19 protein-coding genes are annotated in these 19,100 nt (G+C 54.8%); 11 read left to right on the top strand and 8 right to left on the bottom strand.

Annotated features, from left to right (window positions below):
* The first annotated feature begins 56 nt into the window (after window positions 1-56).
* Window positions 57-437 carry a RidA family protein gene (locus BM395_RS06445; protein WP_069899893.1) on the top strand — a complete coding sequence of 127 codons (381 nt, stop codon included), beginning with the start codon at window positions 57-59 and terminating at the stop codon, window positions 435-437.
* Window positions 438-480: 43 nt separating this feature from the next.
* On the opposite strand, the gene BM395_RS06440 is transcribed toward BM395_RS06445, so the two are convergent.
* Window positions 481-1,344: an SDR family oxidoreductase gene (locus tag BM395_RS06440; protein WP_090509938.1), complete on the bottom strand. Its 864-nt coding sequence runs from the start codon at window positions 1,342-1,344 to the stop codon at window positions 481-483.
* Between the two features lie 96 nt (window positions 1,345-1,440).
* Here BM395_RS06440 and BM395_RS06435 point away from each other — a divergent pair, with 96 nt between their 5' ends.
* The 3 genes from BM395_RS06435 (at window position 1,441) to BM395_RS06425 (ending at window position 6,052) form a co-directional block, all read left to right on the top strand.
* Window positions 1,441-2,367 (top strand): hydrogen peroxide-inducible genes activator, encoded by a 927-nt coding sequence (locus BM395_RS06435; protein WP_090509935.1) that lies wholly within the window; start codon window positions 1,441-1,443, stop codon window positions 2,365-2,367.
* A 3-nt stretch (window positions 2,368-2,370) separates the two neighbouring features.
* Window positions 2,371-4,446, top strand: a complete 2,076-nt coding sequence (gene recG, locus BM395_RS06430; RefSeq protein ID WP_090509933.1) for an ATP-dependent DNA helicase RecG — start codon at window positions 2,371-2,373, stop codon at window positions 4,444-4,446.
* Between the two features lie 199 nt (window positions 4,447-4,645).
* The gene (locus BM395_RS06425) at window positions 4,646-6,052 is read left to right on the top strand and encodes an aminoacyl-tRNA deacylase and HDOD domain-containing protein (RefSeq protein WP_090509930.1); all 1,407 of its coding nucleotides are present in this window, start codon (window positions 4,646-4,648) and stop codon (window positions 6,050-6,052) included.
* A gap of 5 nt (window positions 6,053-6,057) precedes the next feature.
* Here the strand turns inward: BM395_RS06425 and BM395_RS06420 are convergent, their stop codons facing one another.
* Together BM395_RS06420 and BM395_RS06415 are read right to left on the bottom strand one after the other, a co-directional pair.
* The gene (locus BM395_RS06420; protein ID WP_069899898.1) at window positions 6,058-6,786 is read right to left on the bottom strand and encodes a hypothetical protein; all 729 of its coding nucleotides are present in this window, start codon (window positions 6,784-6,786) and stop codon (window positions 6,058-6,060) included.
* A 51-nt stretch (window positions 6,787-6,837) separates the two neighbouring features.
* Complete coding sequence (locus BM395_RS06415) at window positions 6,838-7,230, bottom strand: helicase (protein WP_069899899.1); 393 nt, start codon at window positions 7,228-7,230, stop codon at window positions 6,838-6,840.
* Window positions 7,231-7,705: 475 nt separating this feature from the next.
* Between BM395_RS06415 and BM395_RS06410 the strand changes: the two genes are divergently transcribed.
* Window positions 7,706-8,437 (top strand): response regulator transcription factor, encoded by a 732-nt coding sequence (locus BM395_RS06410; RefSeq protein WP_170860558.1) that lies wholly within the window; start codon window positions 7,706-7,708, stop codon window positions 8,435-8,437.
* A 402-nt stretch (window positions 8,438-8,839) separates the two neighbouring features.
* Here BM395_RS06410 and BM395_RS06405 read toward each other — a convergent pair whose 3' ends face one another.
* The 3 genes from BM395_RS06405 to BM395_RS06395 form a co-directional block, all read right to left on the bottom strand.
* Window positions 8,840-9,244, bottom strand: coding sequence for a DUF6957 family protein (locus BM395_RS06405; RefSeq protein WP_010489158.1), 405 nt, complete (start codon window positions 9,242-9,244; stop codon window positions 8,840-8,842).
* Between the two features lie 120 nt (window positions 9,245-9,364).
* On the bottom strand, window positions 9,365-10,765 hold the full coding sequence (locus BM395_RS06400; protein WP_090509924.1) for a DEAD/DEAH box helicase: 1,401 nt from the start codon (window positions 10,763-10,765) through the stop codon (window positions 9,365-9,367).
* The gene (locus BM395_RS06395; RefSeq protein ID WP_090509922.1) at window positions 10,762-11,352 is read right to left on the bottom strand and encodes a hypothetical protein; all 591 of its coding nucleotides are present in this window, start codon (window positions 11,350-11,352) and stop codon (window positions 10,762-10,764) included. Before BM395_RS06395 ends, BM395_RS06400 begins: the two co-directional genes overlap by 4 nt.
* A 101-nt stretch (window positions 11,353-11,453) precedes the next feature.
* On the opposite strand from BM395_RS06395, the gene BM395_RS06390 reads away from it, so the two are divergent.
* Window positions 11,454-11,687, top strand: a complete 234-nt coding sequence (locus BM395_RS06390; RefSeq protein ID WP_029529631.1) for a helix-turn-helix domain-containing protein — start codon at window positions 11,454-11,456, stop codon at window positions 11,685-11,687.
* Between the two features lie 585 nt (window positions 11,688-12,272).
* Here the strand turns inward: BM395_RS06390 and BM395_RS06385 are convergent.
* Window positions 12,273-13,652 (bottom strand): heavy metal sensor histidine kinase, encoded by a 1,380-nt coding sequence (locus tag BM395_RS06385; RefSeq protein ID WP_090509919.1) that lies wholly within the window; start codon window positions 13,650-13,652, stop codon window positions 12,273-12,275.
* On the bottom strand, window positions 13,649-14,332 hold the full coding sequence (locus tag BM395_RS06380) for a heavy metal response regulator transcription factor (RefSeq protein ID WP_069899902.1): 684 nt from the start codon (window positions 14,330-14,332) through the stop codon (window positions 13,649-13,651). Before BM395_RS06380 ends, BM395_RS06385 begins: the two co-directional genes overlap by 4 nt.
* Before the next feature lie 207 nt (window positions 14,333-14,539).
* On the opposite strand from BM395_RS06380, the gene BM395_RS06375 reads away from it, so the two are divergent.
* From BM395_RS06375 to BM395_RS06355, 5 genes are all read left to right on the top strand, one after another.
* On the top strand, window positions 14,540-14,899 hold the full coding sequence (locus BM395_RS06375) for a co-regulatory protein PtrA N-terminal domain-containing protein (RefSeq protein ID WP_010489146.1): 360 nt from the start codon (window positions 14,540-14,542) through the stop codon (window positions 14,897-14,899).
* 164 nt (window positions 14,900-15,063) lie between these two features.
* Complete coding sequence (locus BM395_RS06370; protein ID WP_090509917.1) at window positions 15,064-15,621, top strand: cupredoxin domain-containing protein; 558 nt, start codon at window positions 15,064-15,066, stop codon at window positions 15,619-15,621.
* A gap of 147 nt (window positions 15,622-15,768) precedes the next feature.
* Window positions 15,769-16,302 (top strand): cupredoxin domain-containing protein, encoded by a 534-nt coding sequence (locus tag BM395_RS06365; RefSeq protein ID WP_010489142.1) that lies wholly within the window; start codon window positions 15,769-15,771, stop codon window positions 16,300-16,302.
* A gap of 93 nt (window positions 16,303-16,395) precedes the next feature.
* Window positions 16,396-16,641, top strand: coding sequence for a DUF2933 domain-containing protein (locus BM395_RS06360; RefSeq protein WP_069899903.1), 246 nt, complete (start codon window positions 16,396-16,398; stop codon window positions 16,639-16,641).
* A 5-nt stretch (window positions 16,642-16,646) separates the two neighbouring features.
* On the top strand, window positions 16,647-19,013 hold the full coding sequence (locus BM395_RS06355) for a heavy metal translocating P-type ATPase (RefSeq protein ID WP_090509915.1): 2,367 nt from the start codon (window positions 16,647-16,649) through the stop codon (window positions 19,011-19,013).
* The last annotated feature ends 87 nt before the right edge of the window (window positions 19,014-19,100 follow it).

Genomic DNA, 19,100 nt, shown 5'->3' with positions numbered 1-19,100 from the left:
TACTCGAACTGTCTGCACGTGGGCCAAGCCCGCGCAACCTTCAACTGGAGAATCTCATGAGCAAGAGCGTTATCACCAGCGACAAAGCACCTGCAGCTATCGGCACCTACTCTCAGGCGATCAAGGCTGGCAACACTGTGTACATGTCCGGCCAGATCCCGCTGGACCCGAAAACCATGGAACTGGTTGAAGGCTTTGAAGCCCAGACCGTTCAGGTATTCGAGAACCTCAAGTCGGTTGCAGAAGCTGCTGGCGGCTCATTCAAGGACATCGTCAAACTCAACATCTTCCTCACCGATCTGTCGCACTTCGCCACCGTCAACGAAGTGATGGGCCGTTACTTTGAGCAGCCATATCCAGCACGCGCCGCCATTGGTGTTGCGGCGCTGCCAAAAGGCGCTCAGGTAGAAATGGACGCGATTCTGGTCATCGAATAAGCGTTTGTGATCAGGGGCGTACTCAACGCCCCTGCTCTGCTGCTCAGCTCAAATCCTGCAAAATAGCGGCATAGCCTTCGCGATAACTCGGGTACTGCGGCGTCCAGCCCAAGGCCCGCGCACGTGCATTACTGCAACGCTTACTCCCCGCCCGGCGCACTGTCGCCTCATCCCCCGCCCAATGCGTCACGCCTAATTGCTCGCGTAACCACGCCACCACTTCGTGCAGGGGCGCAGGCTGATCATCGACGCCGATGTAGCAATCTTCCAGCGCAACGCCGCGCTCATCTGCCTGCAGCAAAAAGGCCAGCAGGCCACTCGCGTCATCGACCTGAATGCGATTGCCATACAGCGGCGGCTCGACCGCGACCCGATACCCTTCGCGCACCTGATTGATCAGCCATTTGCGTCCCGGCCCGTATATTCCGGTGAGGCGCACAACAGTGGCCGGCAGGCCAGCGGACAACGCCACCTGCTCGGCCTCGAGCATGATCCGCCCGCTAAAACGCCCGGCGCCGGCTGGCGAGGTTTCATCCACCCATTCGCCATCCTGCTGGCCGTAAACGCCACTGCTCGAAACAAACAGCACGCGCTTGGGTTGCTGGCCGGACTGCGCCAACCAGCCCAGCGTACGTTTTAGCCCATCGACATAAGCCGCGCGGTATCCAGCCTCATCGGACTGAGTCGCGGCAGCACAATAAACCAGATAATCCAGCGCTCCCGCCGGCCATTGCACCGGGCAGGCATCGGCCTGCAAATCACCCGTCACCGGTTCGATCTGCGGCGGCAATTGCGCAGTGTTGCGGCGCAACCCAAACACCTGCCAATCCGCCTGAGCCAGCCGTAAGCCCAAGCGCGTGCCGACGTCACCACACCCTGCAATCAATACCCGCGTAGCTGTTGGCATGCGATTCTCCATTATTTTCACCTGCGAGCAGTTTAGCGCGGTTGGTTCATTGCATTGCAAAGGCTATGCTAGGGCGGTACTTAATGGATGGACGCTATGACCCTTACTGAACTGCGCTATATCGTCACCCTCGCTCAGGAGCAGCACTTTGGCCGTGCGGCCGAGCGTTGCCATGTCAGTCAGCCGACGCTTTCGGTCGGGGTCAAGAAACTCGAAGATGAACTCGGTGTGCTGATTTTCGAGCGCAGCAAAAGCGCCGTGCGTCTGACGCCCGTTGGCGAAGGCATCATCACGCAGGCACAGAAGGTTCTGGAGCAGGCTCAGGGTATTCGTGAGCTGGCTCAGGCGGGCAAGAACCAGCTCGCCGCACCACTGAAAATCGGCGCAATCTACACCGTTGGCCCGTACCTGTTCCCGCATCTGATTCCGCAGCTGCACCGTGTTGCTCCGGAAATGCCGCTGTATATCGAAGAAAACTTTACTCACGTCCTGCGCGACAAACTGCGCACCGGCGAGCTGGATGCAGTGATCATTGCTCTGCCGTTTCAGGAAGCCGACGTGCTGACCAAAGCCCTTTACGACGAGCCGTTTTACGCGCTGATGCCGAGCGGCCATCCGTGGACTGAGCTGAAGTCGATCGACAGCAAGCTGCTCAACGACAAGAGTCTGCTGCTGTTGGGCGAAGGCCACTGCTTCCGCGATCAGGTACTTGAGGCCTGCCCGACCCTGCGCAAGGGCGGCGAAGATCACGCCAAGCACACCACCGTGGAATCCAGCTCACTGGAAACCATTCGCCACATGGTTGCCTCCGGTCTGGGCGTATCAATCCTGCCGCTCTCGGCTGTCGACAGCCACCATTACGCGCCTGGGATTATCGAAGTGCGTCCGCTGAGTGCGCCCGTGCCCTTTCGTACCGTGGCCATTGCCTGGCGCGCGAGCTTTCCACGGCCCAAGGCGATTGAAATTCTCGCGGACTCGATCCGCCTGTGCTCGGTCTCACGCGCACAACCGCAAAGCGTATAAGCAATGACCGAGTTGGCAGCGGTTCCCGTAACTGCACTTAAAGGTGTTGGCGCGGCCATGCAGGAGAAGCTCACCAAGGTCGGTCTGGAAAACCTTCAGGATGTGCTGTTTCACTTGCCGCTGCGTTATCAGGATCGCACGCGCATCGTGCCAATCGGCTCGCTGCGCCCCGGTCAGGATGCCGTGGTTGAAGGCACGGTTACCGGCGCCGACATTGCCATGGGCAAACGCCGCAGCCTGTTGGTGCGCCTCAACGATGGCACCGGCACGCTCAGCCTGCGCTTCTATCACTTCAGTAATGCACAGAAGGAAGGCTTCAAACGCGGCACTCATCTGCGCTGCTACGGCGAGGTCCGCCCCGGCTCATCAGGGCTGGAGATTTACCACCCGGAATACCGCGCGCTCAGCGGCGAGACGCAAATTGCCGTCGAACAAACCCTGACGCCGATCTACCCGACCACCGAAGGCCTGACCCAACAGCGCCTGCGTCAGCTCAGTGAACTGGCGCTGGCCCGCCTTGGCCCGCACAGCTTGCCAGACTGGTTGCCGGAAGAGCTGGCCAAGGAATACCAATTAGGCCCGCTGGCCGAAGCTATTCGCTATCTGCACCGACCGCCCGCCGATGCTGACATTGAAGAACTTGCCGAGGGCCGACACTGGGCGCAACACCGCCTGGCTTTTGAAGAACTGCTTACCCATCAACTGTCGCTGCAGCGCCTGCGCGAGAGTGTTCGCGCGCAACAAGCGCCGCAACTTCCAGTCGCCAGCAAGCTGCCTGCGCAGTTTTTGCACAATCTGGGTTTTGAACCCACCGGAGCCCAGAAGCGCGTGGGCGCCGAGATTGCTTACGATCTGGCACAGGATGAACCCATGCTGCGCCTGGTTCAGGGTGACGTCGGCTCCGGCAAGACCGTGGTCGCCGCCTTTGCTGCCCTGCAAGCGCTGGAAGCCGGGTATCAGGTGGCGCTGATGGCCCCGACCGAGATTCTCGCCGAGCAGCACTTCATCAACTTCAGCAAATGGTTGCAGCCACTGGGGCTGGAAGTTGCCTGGCTGGCGGGCAAGCTCAAGGGCAAGGCGCGCGCAGCAGCGCTCGAACAAATCGCCAGTGGCGCGCCGATGGTGGTTGGCACCCACGCGCTGTTTCAGGATGAAGTGAAGTTCCACAAACTGGCGCTGGTGATCATCGACGAGCAACACCGTTTCGGCGTCCAGCAGCGTCTGGCTCTGCGCAAAAAAGGGGTCGATGCGCGACTCTGCCCGCACCAGTTGATCATGACCGCGACGCCGATTCCGCGCACGCTGGCCATGAGCGCTTACGCCGATCTCGACACCTCGATTCTCGACGAATTGCCGCCCGGACGTACGCCGGTCAATACCGTCCTGATTGCCGACAGCCGCCGCATCGAAGTGATCGAGCGCGTGCGCACTGCCTGCAACGAAGGCCGCCAAGCGTATTGGGTGTGCACGCTGATTGAAGAGTCTGAAGAGCTGACGTGTCAGGCCGCCGAAACCACCTTTGAAGACCTGGCTGCCGCGCTGGGCGGGCTCAATGTGGGCCTGATTCACGGCCGCATGAAACCCGCCGAGAAGGCGGCGATCATGGATCAGTTCAAACAAGGCGCCCTGCAACTGTTGGTCGCCACCACCGTGATCGAAGTCGGTGTGGACGTGCCGAATGCCAGCCTGATGATTATCGAAAATCCCGAGCGACTAGGGCTGGCGCAACTGCATCAGCTGCGTGGCCGGGTCGGGCGCGGCAGCGCTGCCAGCCATTGCGTACTGCTCTATCACCCGCCGCTGTCGCAACTCGGCCGTGAGCGACTGGGCATCATGCGTGAAACTTGCGACGGCTTTTTAATTGCCGAGAAAGACCTAGAAATTCGCGGCCCCGGGGAAATGCTCGGCACCCGTCAAACCGGCCTGCTGCAATTCAAGGTAGCCGACCTGATGCGCGACGCCGATCTTTTGCCCGCGGTTCGGGATGCGTCAATGAGCTTGCTGCAGCAGTGGCCGCAGCATGTCAGCCCGCTGCTGGATCGCTGGCTGCGACACGGCCAGCAGTACGGGCAAGTCTGAGGTTTGAAGCGGCCTTATGGCCGACTCTGATGTGGCAGAATGTCGACAAATTGGCAGCCAGTGGCAGCGTCGGCGAAAATTTGCTGATATTGTCATCGATTAATCAGAATTTTGACGCTACCCTCGTGCACCGTCAGACTGTTATCGTCTATTAGTCAGCCACTATTTCGATCTGTTACCGCCCAGAACCGGATATACAATGCCTCAAGCTCTTAATCCAGCTGTCGACTCTGCTACTGCGCCACTCATCATCACACAACTGCTCGACAAGCTCGGCCTCAGTTATCAGGCTCACTCGGAGAAAGCCGGTATCCCTGCAGCCCAACGCCTGCAAGCGATCATGCTGGAAGACAGCATTGGCGCCATGTTACTGCTGTTTCGCCACGACCAACTCCTTGACCTCAACCAGCTCGAAGAACTTACCGGCCGCAAGCTCACGGTGCTCAAGCCCGAGCGCCTGGCACGCATGCTCAGCCCGCATAACCTGAACACGCTGCCCGGTTTGCCGCCGCTGACCAACTCGCCCTGCACTTACGACGAATCGATCCTGCAGGAGCCAAGCGTGTGGGTTGAGTCGGGCAAGCCCGGGGTTTTGCTCGAACTCTCCAGTGCCGACTTCAAAACCCTGCTGACCAAGGCCAGCTGTGCACGATTTGCCGAGCCGCTGGAGCGAATCCGCATCAACCTTGATCGCCCCAACGATGATCCGGCAGAAATCAATCAGGCAGTAAAGGCATTCACCGCGCGCCGTATTCAACAGCGCCTTGAAGAAACCATCGAAATTCCGCCGCTGTCCGCCACCGCCCGGAAAATCACCAAGCTGCGCACCGAGCCGGATGCAACCATCGACGACATTACCGGCGTAGTCGAAACAGATCCCGCGCTGGCGGCGCAGGTAGTCAGCTGGGCCGCTTCACCCTACTACGCCGCACCGGGGAAAATTCGCTCGGTAGAAGATGCAATTGTCCGCGTGCTGGGCTTTGAACTGGTCATCAATCTGGCCCTGGGGCTGGCGTTGGGCAAAACACTGGGCCTGCCCAAAGATCATCCCCAGCAAGCCACGCCCTATTGGCAGCAAGCCATTTATACCGCCGCCGTCATTGAGGGGCTGACCCGCGCCATCCCTCGTGAACAACGCCCGGAGCCGGGCCTGACCTATCTCGGCGGGCTTTTGCACAACTTCGGATATTTGCTGCTGGCGCATGTATTCCCGCCACACTTCTCGCTGATTTGCCGGCATATCGAGGCCAATCCGCATGTGCCGCACAGCTACATTGAGCAGCATTTTCTGGGCATCAGCCGGGAGCAGATCAGCGCGTGGCTGATGCGTTACTGGGACATGCCGGAAGAGCTTGCCAACGCGCTGCGTTTTCAGCACGACAGCGACTACAGAGGCGAGCACGCGCAATACGCCAACCTGATTAACGTTGCAGTCGGGCTGCTGCGTAATCGCGGCATCGGCCATGGCCCCGACCGCGAAGTTCCGCAGGAGCTGTTTGACAGGTTGGGCCTGAGCCGTGACAAAGCCAATCAGGCGGTAGACAAAGTGCTTGAGGCCGAGGCCACGCTACGCGAACTGGCGTTGCAGTTTCAGCCCATCCACTAGCCGGGTCAGAGCTTGGCGCGGCGCTCAGCGAACAGTTGCGGCATCAGCTCGATGCTGCGCTGCAACAGGCGGCTCAACTCAGGCTGCTCATAAAGCGCGGCATACTCAGCAACCTTGTCACTCGGCTGCTGGCGATACGCGAACAGCATGAACGACTCAACGGCCGAGCTGCTCGACTCACGCAATACCGGCATTTGCGCGGCAGTCTGTTCGGCCAGCTGGGCTTCATCGGCGTTCTTGCTCTGCGCCTTGAGGGCCATCAGCGCCTGCGTCTTCGCGACTTCATAGCGCAGTAACGTGGCCATATCCGACGTACGCGCCGCCGCATCGAGACGGTGCACCAGCTCAACACGTGAACCGCGCGGCGGCTTCGCCTTAAGCTGCTGACGATACGCTTCCAGCGCCTCACCGCCGCCCTCACCCACCGCCCGTTCAGCTTGAGTGAACTGCAGCGCCAGCGGGCTCTGCAAGGCCAGCTCTATACGCTCAAGCTCAGCTTGCTGGAACTCGCCAGACATCTTCTCGGCGAGCTCTGCACAGAGTGGCTTGGCAGCAAACAGCTGATCGAGTTGCGGCTGCTCGGGCTGCCCACGCTGGATCAACGGCGCGGCTTGCTCGCACAACAGGCTGATACCGGATAAACCAAATACCTGCTCGTAGTGTTGAGGGCTCGCCGGTTCGGCTTGAACCAGGGTTGCCCCCAGCAGAAATGGCAGCGCCAGCAGCAGTCGCATCGTTTATCTCCCTGAAGTTGAGGCGAATTTCATATCAAGCTTAGCGGCCACTCACGCAGCGCGTTTCTCGCTTTTGGGCTTCCTGGGTACAAGGTACTTGGTCAGCCCCTGGAACCAGATGACCAGCGCCGGATTGCCCTGAATCTGAATGTCTTTATTCTGAATGCCCTGCATAAACGCCAACTGCTTGTTCTTGGCATTCATGGTGGCGAAACCGTAGGCACCGTCTTTGAACCCTAAGGCAAATGCAGGCTCGCTGACCGGGCCGCGCTTGCTGGTAATACGTTGGTCTTTGACGATGAAGTGACGGGCGATTTTGCCGTCGAGCGTATGCAACTGGAAGACCATGTCGCGGTTCAACAGCTGCTCCTGAAACGCAGGATTTTCGCGACTAGCCTTGGCCATCAGACGACCAAGCATCCACAACAGAAAACGGAATTTCATGCACACAGCCTCGAAGCGAAAATGGATCGGCGGTGCATTGTAGCGATTTGCCCGAATGAGCTACAGCGGTCGTTGCGAGCGCCGCGAAACCGCGCAAATAAGGGCCTGATCACAACCAGCAACGCTAAAGTCTGACGTCGTATCTTTACCGCACAGCTTTAAACGCTAAAAGCATCCAGCAGCGCGCAAGTCGTGAACAGGCTCTTGCCCCGAGACATGCCACGCCCCGGGAAGCCGCACTCAGTTAACAGCGTCTTTCAATAACCATCATAAAAACGTTTCAAAATTCACAATTTTCTATTTATTCATTTAAAATTAATCACTTAGAGGTAACTCCTATGTGATATTAGTCAATTCGTTTCAATTAAAGCCATTAACTCCCTGAATTCTTTGGGGAAGTGATCTGGATCACAGTGATTTTGAAACATCGATCGCTAGGCGACCCTCCCCCATACGATCTATGAGCTGCCAGAAAATGATACGTTTTAAAAAACCGGTGCCATCCAAGCTGCTTGTCATACACGAACATCCCGCCCTCCGCGCACGTGTTCGCAAGCATCTGGAGTCATCGGGATACACGGTGGTTGAAGCTGGTAACTGTAAAGAGGCTATCGCCATCATGCATACACACTGCTTCGAAGGGATAATTGTCGATAACGACATGGAGGATTATGAGTCAGCATCTCCCCTTTCGGCTCGTAGCATTACTGTGAACTCTAAGACCCCGTGTTTAGTACTTGCCACAAGTCGAATCAATCGAAAGCAGGTAAAGGATTTCAACTCAGCGCTAGATGATTACTTGTACAAGCCTTTCAGGCCGTGCGTTCTCATCAAGCATGTGCATGGCGTACTAAAGGCCTCTGGTGGGAAAGAGCATTTAAGGCTTAGAGATTCCGCAACCTATGCATTGCCAGGGGCAGAAGGAGTTAATCTAAAAAAACTCAAACTTCCCCCTAAACAAATGATTTTGCTTCAAATTTTAATCAGTAACTCTCCCCGAGTTGTAAGCAAAGCTTATTTCGCAGACGCCCTTTATTCACATAATAACCAGGAATCAAAAACTTATAACGCTTTAGAGTCATTAGTAGCTCGCTTACGTCAAAAGCTACGCGACGAAAATTCCAATGTGAAGATAAAATCTGTCCGAGGCGTTGGGTATAGAGCATCTATTAATGTAATAGCGAAATCGCAAATTCAGAAACCTTAACCTACGGAAATACTAAACATCCCGCAGCCTATGAAAACGCCACTCTATTCAGCATATTTTCTGGTTAAACTTCTTAAAGCTGCCAGGCAGCTTCAGTAGCAGATAGCACAGAAAGTGGCGAACTGCAGCTCAGGGCCGTTATTTTCTGACGCGACAATCACGAGGCACTGAAAAAACCAAATGAACTGAGTCAGCCGAGAAACGGAGGGAGCCCATATTTAACCGCAAGCCCCTTCAAAATTCACCTCTGCTTGGATATTGCGGGAGAAGGCGTGTATCCGCTTCCCGTACATCTTCGCGTAGAGAAGCATCTCTTGAAAGCTGTTCCAGAAACTCTTAAATTTGCACGATTACACGCGAACGCTCTTGAATCCTAATCATCTGGAAACTCACCGCCGCTGATTAAAATATACTGGTAACGACAGTTGGCTCTGCTGTCTTTCGGCTTCCTGCGCCCAAGAGGATGTAGACACTATTTTTGGTTTCAAAAAGAAAATCACTTTTTAGATTGACCAATAGCGTACTCCTAACCCAGTCGCCTGGTGCAAATCGACGAGCACTATCAGTTACTACGGAGTGAGCATAGAGAAGGATCGGCTGGAGACCTTGGTTTTTAAGCAATGCCTTTTTGTCATCTGAAATATCGAGATCAACTAAAACCCATTGCCTTACAGAACAATATGGCTTCCCAGGGCACAGCTCTTGAGCCAGCGCGATGCTAGCGGCCTCGTCGTCACAGGTACTATCTATTACCTCGCCTTCAGTTAATAAAAAATCATTAAACTTCTCAAGTTTAGTGCCTGCCATTTAATTATCTTTTGCCCCTATCCATGATTACTATTTACTTCGACTATTTATCGAGCCAATGTCGCGGACGGCCATATTAACCCCGCGCACGGCTACTACATTGCCTATGGAGTCACAGCATCAAAAACAAGCCAAAAGCTGCTGCCTGTAATACTGGGAAAAACTCACCTGATAACCTGGTTCGACTGCAAAGCCCTCTAGTGAAATTATGTTCGTAGTTGCAGCCTCAATAGGTTGCTCTTTGCCATATCCAATACTGTCATCCAGATTATTGATATTGTCCGCTGCCTCTATCGAACTGGGCGTTGAGCCTGAAGTGGAAGCAGGCATCTGCACCTCGTTCAACACCGCCAGGTCTTCCGGCAAATCATCCGCAACTCTCTCAGCCATACACTGCAGCGTCGGCTCTGCCAACATAAACAGCCAAGCTTGACCATCGGACTCACCTGTACGCCGAAGCACTCGTCCAAGCACTTGCCGGTAATGCAACTCGGTGCGGATGCGGCTGAGATAGCAGCACACCTGGAGGCGGGGGATGTCCGTTCCTTCGCTAATCATTCCGACGGCGACAATCCAGCGAGAGGAGCTCTGCCGAAACGCATTGATCACCTGCTGCGCATCCGGGGTTTTGTTGGTCACAATGCAGCACCCCCCACCCCTCAATTCCAGAGCCTGAGCAATTTGATGGGCGTGCTCAATGTCAGTGGCAACAACTAAACCAGCAGCATCCGGCTTGATTTGGCGAAGCTCATTGAGCTTGCTACAGCCAAGATCGAGTAGCCGGTTGATCACATCATCATGGCGCAGCAGTTCTTCATAGGTGACAGGTGACTCCCCCAATAGCTTGGCAATACTGGGGAACATTCTGACTGTACTCTCAGGGCCCATTTCCTCGGTCAGCTTTACCTTCTGATTGTCTAGCAAGACAATACGAGGAGAACGGCATACCGCATCGGCAATGGCCTCTTTCAGTCCGTATCGGTAATCACAGATCAAGTGTCCTTCTGGCGTCGAGTAGCGGGCTAAAACAATAGCCCGATCATCCGAGCGCCATGGCGTACCGGAGAGAGCCAAGGTGAAGGCTGCACGGTCTTGTATCCGATGTAATATCTGCTGCCCCCAGGCGTTACTGAGAAGCGGATCATGGCCAGCGCAATGGTGTATTTCATCGAAGACAACAAGCACACGGTAATCATCAAGAAGCTGCCAGAACCCCTCGTCTCGGTACTCCATGGCTTGGTAGGTGAATGCCGTCCCCACAGCGCCTATTTGGCCATCCAGTCGCCTGCCAAGTACGTCAGCAAAGGTTGAGCGGAAGCCTTCGACAACCTGACAGGATGGCGCGAAGCACATCACCAGATCGATTCTGTCCTGCTTAAGCATTCTGCTGGCTAGCTCTGCCGCCATGCGTGTCTTCCCGGCTCCCGGCGTCGCCTGGCAGAAGAAGTGCGGTGTGCTGGTAAAGTGTTCCAACGCCGTGTCTATGCAGCTGAGTTGCCAGCCCCGCAGCGATGTGGTCATCGTGCAGAGTCAAGCGTCTTGATAGTCTTTTCGATAGCGCGAAGATGTCCTAGCAGACGTGAACTGCGATCTCTGGCCTCTAGGTACTCGTCCTCAACCTTGTCCCGCAAATGCGGCATATCTTCTAGGAGCAGCTTGAATCGCTCCGCCTCCCCCATCGAGCACAGAAAGTCCAAGCGGATTTCTTTGTGGAGCGTTTCCAAATGCTGATCCGCGCTGGCTGACGACTCAAGCGGGACAGCCTCAACTTGAAGCTCTGCAGGTTCCGGTTCGGGCTCAGAAGCAGTTTTTAGGCTGTTCTCAAAACCCTTGTCGATCAACTGCAATTGCAGATGTGCCGGAATCGGCTTCAGGTGGTAGACCTGTCCCCTTGGACGACGCTCTTCATCGAGCTCAAGCCAGCCTATACGCAGTAAACGTCGAATTTGCTCATACACATAACGGCGTACATCGGCGACACGAAAAGTCGTACCATCTAGGCGCTTGGCATACGCATCACGCAGTTCACGGGTCGTGAAACTTGTACTCCCTTCTTGCTGAAGCAGCTCATACAGACGCCTGTCGAGGATAAACGAGGCCGATTTCATTGAGGCACCAGAAGAGTTAACGCGAAAAATACGGATTATAGTCCGTGGCTCGTGCGTCCGCAAACCCACGATAGTGCCGCCTCAGAGAAATTGAGGCGATCATGGATAAATTGGCGAAAGTGTTAGGGGAGCGCATCCGAACACAAAGGAAGATTCGCCACATGTCTCAGGATGTACTGGCATTGGCCTGCAGTATCGACCGTAGCTACATGGGTCGGATCGAGCGTGGCGAAGTAAACATCACCATCGAGAAGCTGTATCGCATCGCTGGTGAGCTGGCCTGCGATCCATACTGTCTTTTGCCTCCGGTGTCCGAGCTGCAATCGCCTGATTGATACTGGTGGCGCCTGGCGTTTGTACTGACTGCTTGGATTTGCTTTTCGGGCCCAGAGTGCCGGCCTGGCCCACTCACACATGAATTTTTACACCCGCATAGTTTCTGGGTTATTCGGGTTCCGACAGCGAACCAAGGTATATCAATAGCGCTTCAGTGCCTTTAATCTGATGCAATGTGCAGCCTTTATGCAGATGGCCGGTGCAGTAAGCACCTGCTCGGCCCTCGCATCGTCACTTAGTCGCCAAGGCCAATAATCACTTGGTGCGCCATATGGCTGTGCAGGTCATGGCTGCTAGCATGCCCCAAGAAGATCCCCAGCCCTGGCGATACCCAGGGTATCCACGCCAGCAAACACCCCAGGGAATGGTCATTGAACGCCTCTGGCTTTTGTGATGCGCGGCTATTCAATTTTGCAGATTTCGGCCTGAAAGCCTCATCAAGAAGACATGGCCCTTGCGCCATGGCTGGCGATCAGGCTTGCGCTGGGGGGGGCGTGCAACACAACTCCACCGCCCGTGGTAGCGACAAAGCTTTGTGCTTATCGCTCAAGTTCGCTCTTAACTCGTCTTTGATCATGACGCCCCTATGATGATTGCTGGGGAAATTCCATGTGGAAGGCTGTGGTGCCATTGCCAGAGGTGCACCAGATCTTTCCTTTGTGAGACTCAACGATGGATTGAGTAATGGCCAAGCCAAGCCCCGCATTGCTTGGGTTGCCTTCACGTCGTGCTGGGTCTACCCGATAGAAACGGTCAAAAAGTTTATCCAGGTGCTCCGGCCTGATGGTTTCACCTGGGTTCTCGATGGTAAGCGTCACAGCACTTACGGTCGACTTGATCGTTACCAATATTGACTTCCCGGCAGGTGTATAGCGCAGCGCATTGGACAACAAGTTCGAGACCGCCCGATCCAGCATCAGTTTGTCACCCAGCACGCTGCCAGTGCCGGTCACAACCAACTGGATGCCTTGCTCGTCTGCTAACAGGTGGTAGTACTCAAACAGCTTGGCGACCACCTCGCTGAACTCTATGCGCGTCTGCTCGGGAATAATCAACCCGTTGTCCGATTTAGCCAAGAACAGCATGTCATCGATCATGCGCGACATGCGTTTCAGATCATCTAAATTTGAGTAGAGGTTCTCCTCGTAGGCTTCAAGGTCGCGTTTTTGGGTGAGTACCACCTCGGTGTGCGTCATCAAATTACTGAGAGGTGTGCGTAACTCATGAGCGATATCGGCAGAAAAATTTGAGAGCCGAACAAATGCGTCGTCGAGCCTGGCAAGCATCGCATTGAACGAAGTCACCAGTTGCTGAAGTTCAAGAGGCACGGGCTCCAATGGAATACGCTCTTTCAGTGAGCGTGCCGACATAGACGTTGCAACCTGAGTCACGTGTCGCAGGGGTCTCAATCCACTACGCGCGACCACCCAGCCCAACGCAGCGCTGACCAGTGCGCTAATGACCAAGCCAATCCAGAACCAGCGCTGCAGCGTTTCAAAGAAATGCACATGGTTAGTCACATCGAGAATCAGCAAGACCGTTAGAAGCGCGGGTTCATCCGCTGTTGATACCGGCGCAGTCATACCTCGGTACTTGTGCCCATTTTGCTCCCACTCCCACATACCGTGGTCACGGATGAAGCGGTACTTCTCGGGAACATTGAACAGCTGTGGCTCGGCAAAAAGTACCGTACCGTCGTTTGCCAGGATGATTGCCGCTAAATCGTGGTGAGCTCCTAGCAGCGCTTTTAGCTGAGGCAGCACCTCTTTAATATCTGCATGGCTACGCGTATTGCTAAGGATTTCCTGGGTCGAATCGAGCTTCTCGCTCAGCGTCTGCTGGTCGAGCATCATGAAGTGATGCCGACTGAACTGATTGAAACTCAGGCCGGCCACCGTGAGGACTGCAATAACCGCAAGCATAAACATCAAACTCATGCGTGCGGTCAGCGACAGATACGTCATTGAGACTCCGGCGCATCAAGCATATAACCCATACCACGTGAGGTATGAATCAGCTTCAATTCAAAATCATCGTCAATTTTCGCCCGCAAGCGTCGGATAGCCACCTCGATCACATTGGTGTCGCTGTCAAAATTCATGTCCCATACCTGAGAAGCTATCAAAGACTTGGGAAGGACTTCGCCGCGACGGCGCAGCAGTAGTTCAAGCAACGCGAACTCCTTCGCGGTCAGATCAATTCGCTTGCCACTGCGCACGGCACGCCGCTTAAGCAAATCAACTTCAAGGTCGGCTATATTCATGGTGGTTTGCGTCGGCGAATTATTACCGCGGCGGAGCAATGTCCTGACGCGAGCTAACAACTCAGAGAAGGCGAATGGTTTGACTAGGTAGTCGTCCGCCCCCAGCTCTAAGCCTTTTACACGATCTTCAATACCGTCACGGGCCGTCAGAAATAGTACCGGCACATCCTTGCCTGCAGCACGAATCTTCCGCAGGACTTCCCAGCCATCTAGGCCCGGCATCATCACGTCCAGAATTAACAGGTCATAAGCTTCGCTCAGTGCATGCTGAAGCGCATCAGTTCCCGTCATAACACGGTCGACATTGAATCCAGCCTCTGTGAGGCCCTGTTGCAGGTAAGTGCCTGTTTTTGGCTCGTCTTCAGCGACCAAAAGTTTCATGCGGGCTGTTCCCAAATTTGAATAGCCTGAGTGTGCAGTCAAAACCTTAATCCAACCACAAACTGACGAAAATGTAATCCTAGCCTCAGGCATCTGCAAGGATGACTTGTCTAGGGTGCAGGCATGAGTACTAGGTTGTGCTCTTGGCCCTCGAATGACAAACAGTAAAGAGGAGCCAGTCCCATCTTCAATTTAGGAGACTGCTCGATGAAACTGCTTAAATCTTTAATTCTAGTTAGCTCGCTCCTTTTGACTTCAGCCGTTTGGGCCGAAGGAGGTGCTGCACGCACCCTAGAACGCATCGAAAACATGCGAGACAAAGCCGAAGCGGTGCTGATTCAGGCTGAAAAAGCTCCTGCCAGTGAGCGCCATGTGCACATGAAAGAGCATATGGGGATGCTAGGCGACATGATGAGTCAGCTACACAGTCAGCACCCAGATCCGGGTATTACCACTGAAGAACATCTCGCATGGATGGAGCGACACGACAAACTGGTTGATGACGTCCTCACGCAAATGATCCGTGAGCACAAACTGATGATGGCTGATAAAGAGTGCCACCCTTAAAAATTCCCATCTTCAAGGCCTTCATGATTGCTCCTTTGGCCTAGCGGTACCTCGACGGTGCCGCATTTTTTTCAAGCTGACCATTTTGTAGTTTCGGGGGGTTAGTCCCCGGCAGAATGCTGGGAATAGCATGAGACTTCTAACCACCTCAATGAGGTCTCATCATGAAACGTTCACCTTCACAACCCTTGGGCACAGCACTTCTCTTCGCAGCTGTAGCTCAAGCCTCTGCGCAAACGTCCAGCAGTGCACCCAACATTGTCCAGCAGACCCAAGCGCCCCCATCTACGCGCGCCGGTTTCATCAAGATGGATGACATCAGCTACGGCCAGGAATCTATCAATGTAAGGCCTGGCGAAACTGTTCGCTTCGTGTTGAAGAATAAAGGAGCGCTGATGCATGTATTCAATACCGGTAAAGCCATAGCGCTACTGATACATCAACGCGAAATGGCTGCTTTGTTCAAAGACGGCACGCTGACGCCAACAGGCAAAGCAAAGTCCATCGTCTGGCATGAAAGATCGGGCCTAGAAGACTCCGACCCACCGGGTATACCTGAAGTCGTAGAAGAAATACATGATGATCCTAACGCCATCCTTGTTGAGCCTAGCACTACCAAGGAATTCGTCTGGACCTTCCACGACACGGCCAATCTCAACTTCTCCTGCACCCTGCCTAGACAGGATCAAGCGAGGATGGTCGGTAAGTTCGCAATGCGCTGAGAGAAAAATCAGGTTCTCCCTGCCAAAGCCACGCTGCACCCGATTTCAGTACATATTTCAGATATGTAGTTTTCGCGTAAGCCAACTGACAGCATTGCCTAGTTAGCATCAATACTGTGCCCAACAACGCCATTTCAGAGATTCATTATGAAAACCAAACTAACTTCATTTTTTCTCGCCACAGCCCTAATTTTTTCCGCCTCTGCTGTCATGGGCAGCCCGAGCCATAGCAAAAGTGAGATTGGCCAACCAGAAAACGTCAAGAAAGCCGACCGCACCATTGAGATCAAGATGGGCGATATCTTTTTCGAGCCGAAGAGTATTGATATCAAAGCAGGAGAAACCATCCGCTTCGTACTCAAAAATGATGGCTCGCTGCTGCATGAGTTCAACTTGGGCATAGCAGCTGCACATGCCGCACATCAAAAAGAAATGGCCGCAATGTTTCAGAACGGCACGCTGTCTCCAACGGGCGCGCAGAATATGAGCAAGATGGGTCATGCCATGGGCGGGATGAAGATGGTCGATATGAAACACGATGATCCAAACAGTGTTTTGATCAAGCCGGGCGCCACTGAAGAACTGGTGTGGACCTTTACCAAGACAACGGGCCTTGAGTTCGCTTGCAACATACCAGGCCATTACCAATCGGGGATGGTCGGCAAAGTGAACGTACGCTAAGCGTTAAGTTCGGATTGATGTGCATAAATCTAGGTGAGTGCAATAGCGACTACTGTCAACTCACTTATGATTCAATTTCGTGAGGATCGCGCCATGGACCACACCCACTACTCAGACTCAAAACTGTTTTTCTGGAAAGAAAAAACTGGCATTGCGATAATTATGTTGGCAGTCATCGGCGTGTTTTATGTGGCCCGCGAGCACGTTGACCACCTCCCTCAAGTATTGCTTTATTTGATTCTGTTGCTGTGCCCGCTGATGCACATATTCGGTCACAACCACGGTGATCACTCCCATCGAGGTGATGCTGATACCCCCAAGGATGACAACAGGAAGTGAACCTTATGCACACCAATCCGGACCATCTCGACCATCAGCACTCCAAGCTTCATGAAGACCAACACGGGAGTCAGCATGATCCGGTGTGCGGCATGGCCATCAAACCAGACAGCCCATTCAATGACAGCCACGAAGGTCAGACATACCGCTTCTGCAGCGCGAAATGCCAGGAGAAGTTTCGCGCAGACCCTACCCGCTACGTGAACCGTCCCCAGCATGATGAGCATATACATCATGAAACACCGCTTACCGCACATAGAGCCTCTGGGTCTGCGGAGTACACCTGCCCGATGCATCCGGAAATACGTCAGCCACAACCTGGCAATTGCCCCATCTGCGGCATGACCCTGGAGGCAGTGATCCCGGAATTAGAGGAAGAGGAGAATTCAGAACTCAAGGATTTCTCCCGGCGCTTCTGGTGGACGCTCCCTCTCACGATCATCGTGACTGCCTTGGCTATGGCCGGCCACTCGTTAACGCTATTCCATGGCGCAACGCAGAATTGGGTAGAGCTTGCCTTGGCGACGCCAGTGACGCTGTGGGGCGGCTGGGTATTCTTTGCCCGAGGCATCGACTCGATCCGCCATCGCAGCCCAAATATGTGGACACTGATTGGTCTGGGTACAGCGGCAGCCTACCTCTACAGCGTTGCCGCGACCCTGGCCCCACAGCAGTTCCCCCAAGCCTTCTTCCAGGACGGGCGCATTGGTGTCTACTTCGAAGCTGCGGCGGTAATCATCTCACTGACGTTATTGGGCCAGATACTCGAACTTAAAGCACGCTCACAGACCTCAGCCGCTATCAAATCACTATTGGGCCTGGCACCCAAAACCGCGCGACGCATCAGACCTGACGGCCAGGAAGAAGACATTCCGTTGACCCATGTGCACCTGGGCGACCATTTGCGAGTACGTCCCGGCGAGAAAGTCCCAGTGGACGGTACCGTTCTTGAAGGCGAAAGCGCCGTCGACGAGGCCATGCTGACCGGCGAACCGCTACCGGTGACCAAGCGCGTTGGCGATACGCTGATCGGCGCAACCATGAATACCCACGGTAGCCTGGTAATGCAGGCGCAGAAGGTGGGAGCCGATACCATGTTGTCCCAGATCGTGCAGATGGTCGCCAGAGCACAGCGTTCCAAGGCACCCATGCAGCGCATGGCCGATGCCGTAGCGGGTTACTTCGTGCTTGGTGTGATTGCCATCGCGATCCTCACGTTCTTCGGCTGGGGCTTGTTCGGTCCGGAGTCGGGCTGGGTATTTGGTCTGATCAACGCGGTTGCCGTACTGATCATCGCATGTCCCTGTGCACTTGGCCTGGCGACCCCTATGTCGGTGATGGTCTCGACTGGCAAGGCTGCAACCAGTGGTGTCTTGTTCCGCGATGCCAGTGCCATAGAGAACCTGTGCAAGATCGATACGCTGATCGTCGACAAGACCGGCACGCTGACCGAGGGACGGCCTGTATTCCATAGCGCAGAAGGTGTCGGCCCGTTCGAACCGAACGAGGTGCTGCGATTGGCTGCAAGCCTTGATCAAGGCAGTGAGCATCCGCTGGCCCATGCAATCGTTGATTACGCCCGCGCTCAGGGCATTGAGTTGGCCAAGCCGGACTCTTTCGAGTCGGGCTCAGGCATCGGTGTGCGCGGCCAAGTAGAAGGTCGGCAGCTGCAATTGGGTAATACAGCGTTGATGGAAGACGCCGGAGTAGATGCCACCCCTCTGAGCAACCGTGCAGAGCAGCTCCGCCTGGAGGGCATCAGCATTGTCTACTTAGCGGTGGATGGTGTCCTGGCAGGACTTCTGGCTGTCTCCGATCCGATCAAGCCGACCTCCAAACAAGCAGTCACCAGGCTTCAAGAGCTCGATGTGAAAGTCATCATGGCCACTGGCGATGGGCCTACAACCGCAAGGGCTGTTGCCAGGGAGTTGGGTATCGAAGAAGTCCATGGCGAGGTTAAACCTCAGGACAAGGAAAAGTTGGTTGCCGATCTGCAGAGCTATGGCCGCCGAGTAGCCATGGCTGGCGATGGTATCAACGACGCCCCCGCGCTGGCTCGTGCCGATGTGGGTATTGCGATGGGAACCGGTACAGATGTGGCGATGAACAGTGCTCAGGTGACCCTGGTCAAAGGTGATCTGATGGGCATCTTACGGGCAAGAACATTGTCCGTGGCCACGGTAAAGAACATGCGGCAGAACCTAGCCTTTGCCTTCATCTATAACGCCATGGGAATTCCACTCGCAGCAGGGGTGCTTTATCCCCTGACTGGCCACTTGCTGTCGCCCATGATTGCGGCATTGGCTATGAGCATCAGTTCAGCATCGGTTGTATTCAACGCATTGAGACTGCGGAAAACCCGCATCGACTGAAATGAGCATGTATCTAACGCCAGCTGGCAGGCACCGGAATTCAATCAACTCCGAAAGAACATCTACTGGCGCTAAACAACAGGCTTG

Origin of the sequence: Pseudomonas marincola, assembly GCF_900116605.1 — a bacterium.
Taxonomy (GTDB): Bacteria; Pseudomonadota; Gammaproteobacteria; order Pseudomonadales; family Pseudomonadaceae; genus Aquipseudomonas; species Aquipseudomonas marincola.
Note: the sequence above shows the minus strand (reverse complement) of the source record. Positions and strands in the feature narration are given on the sequence as shown.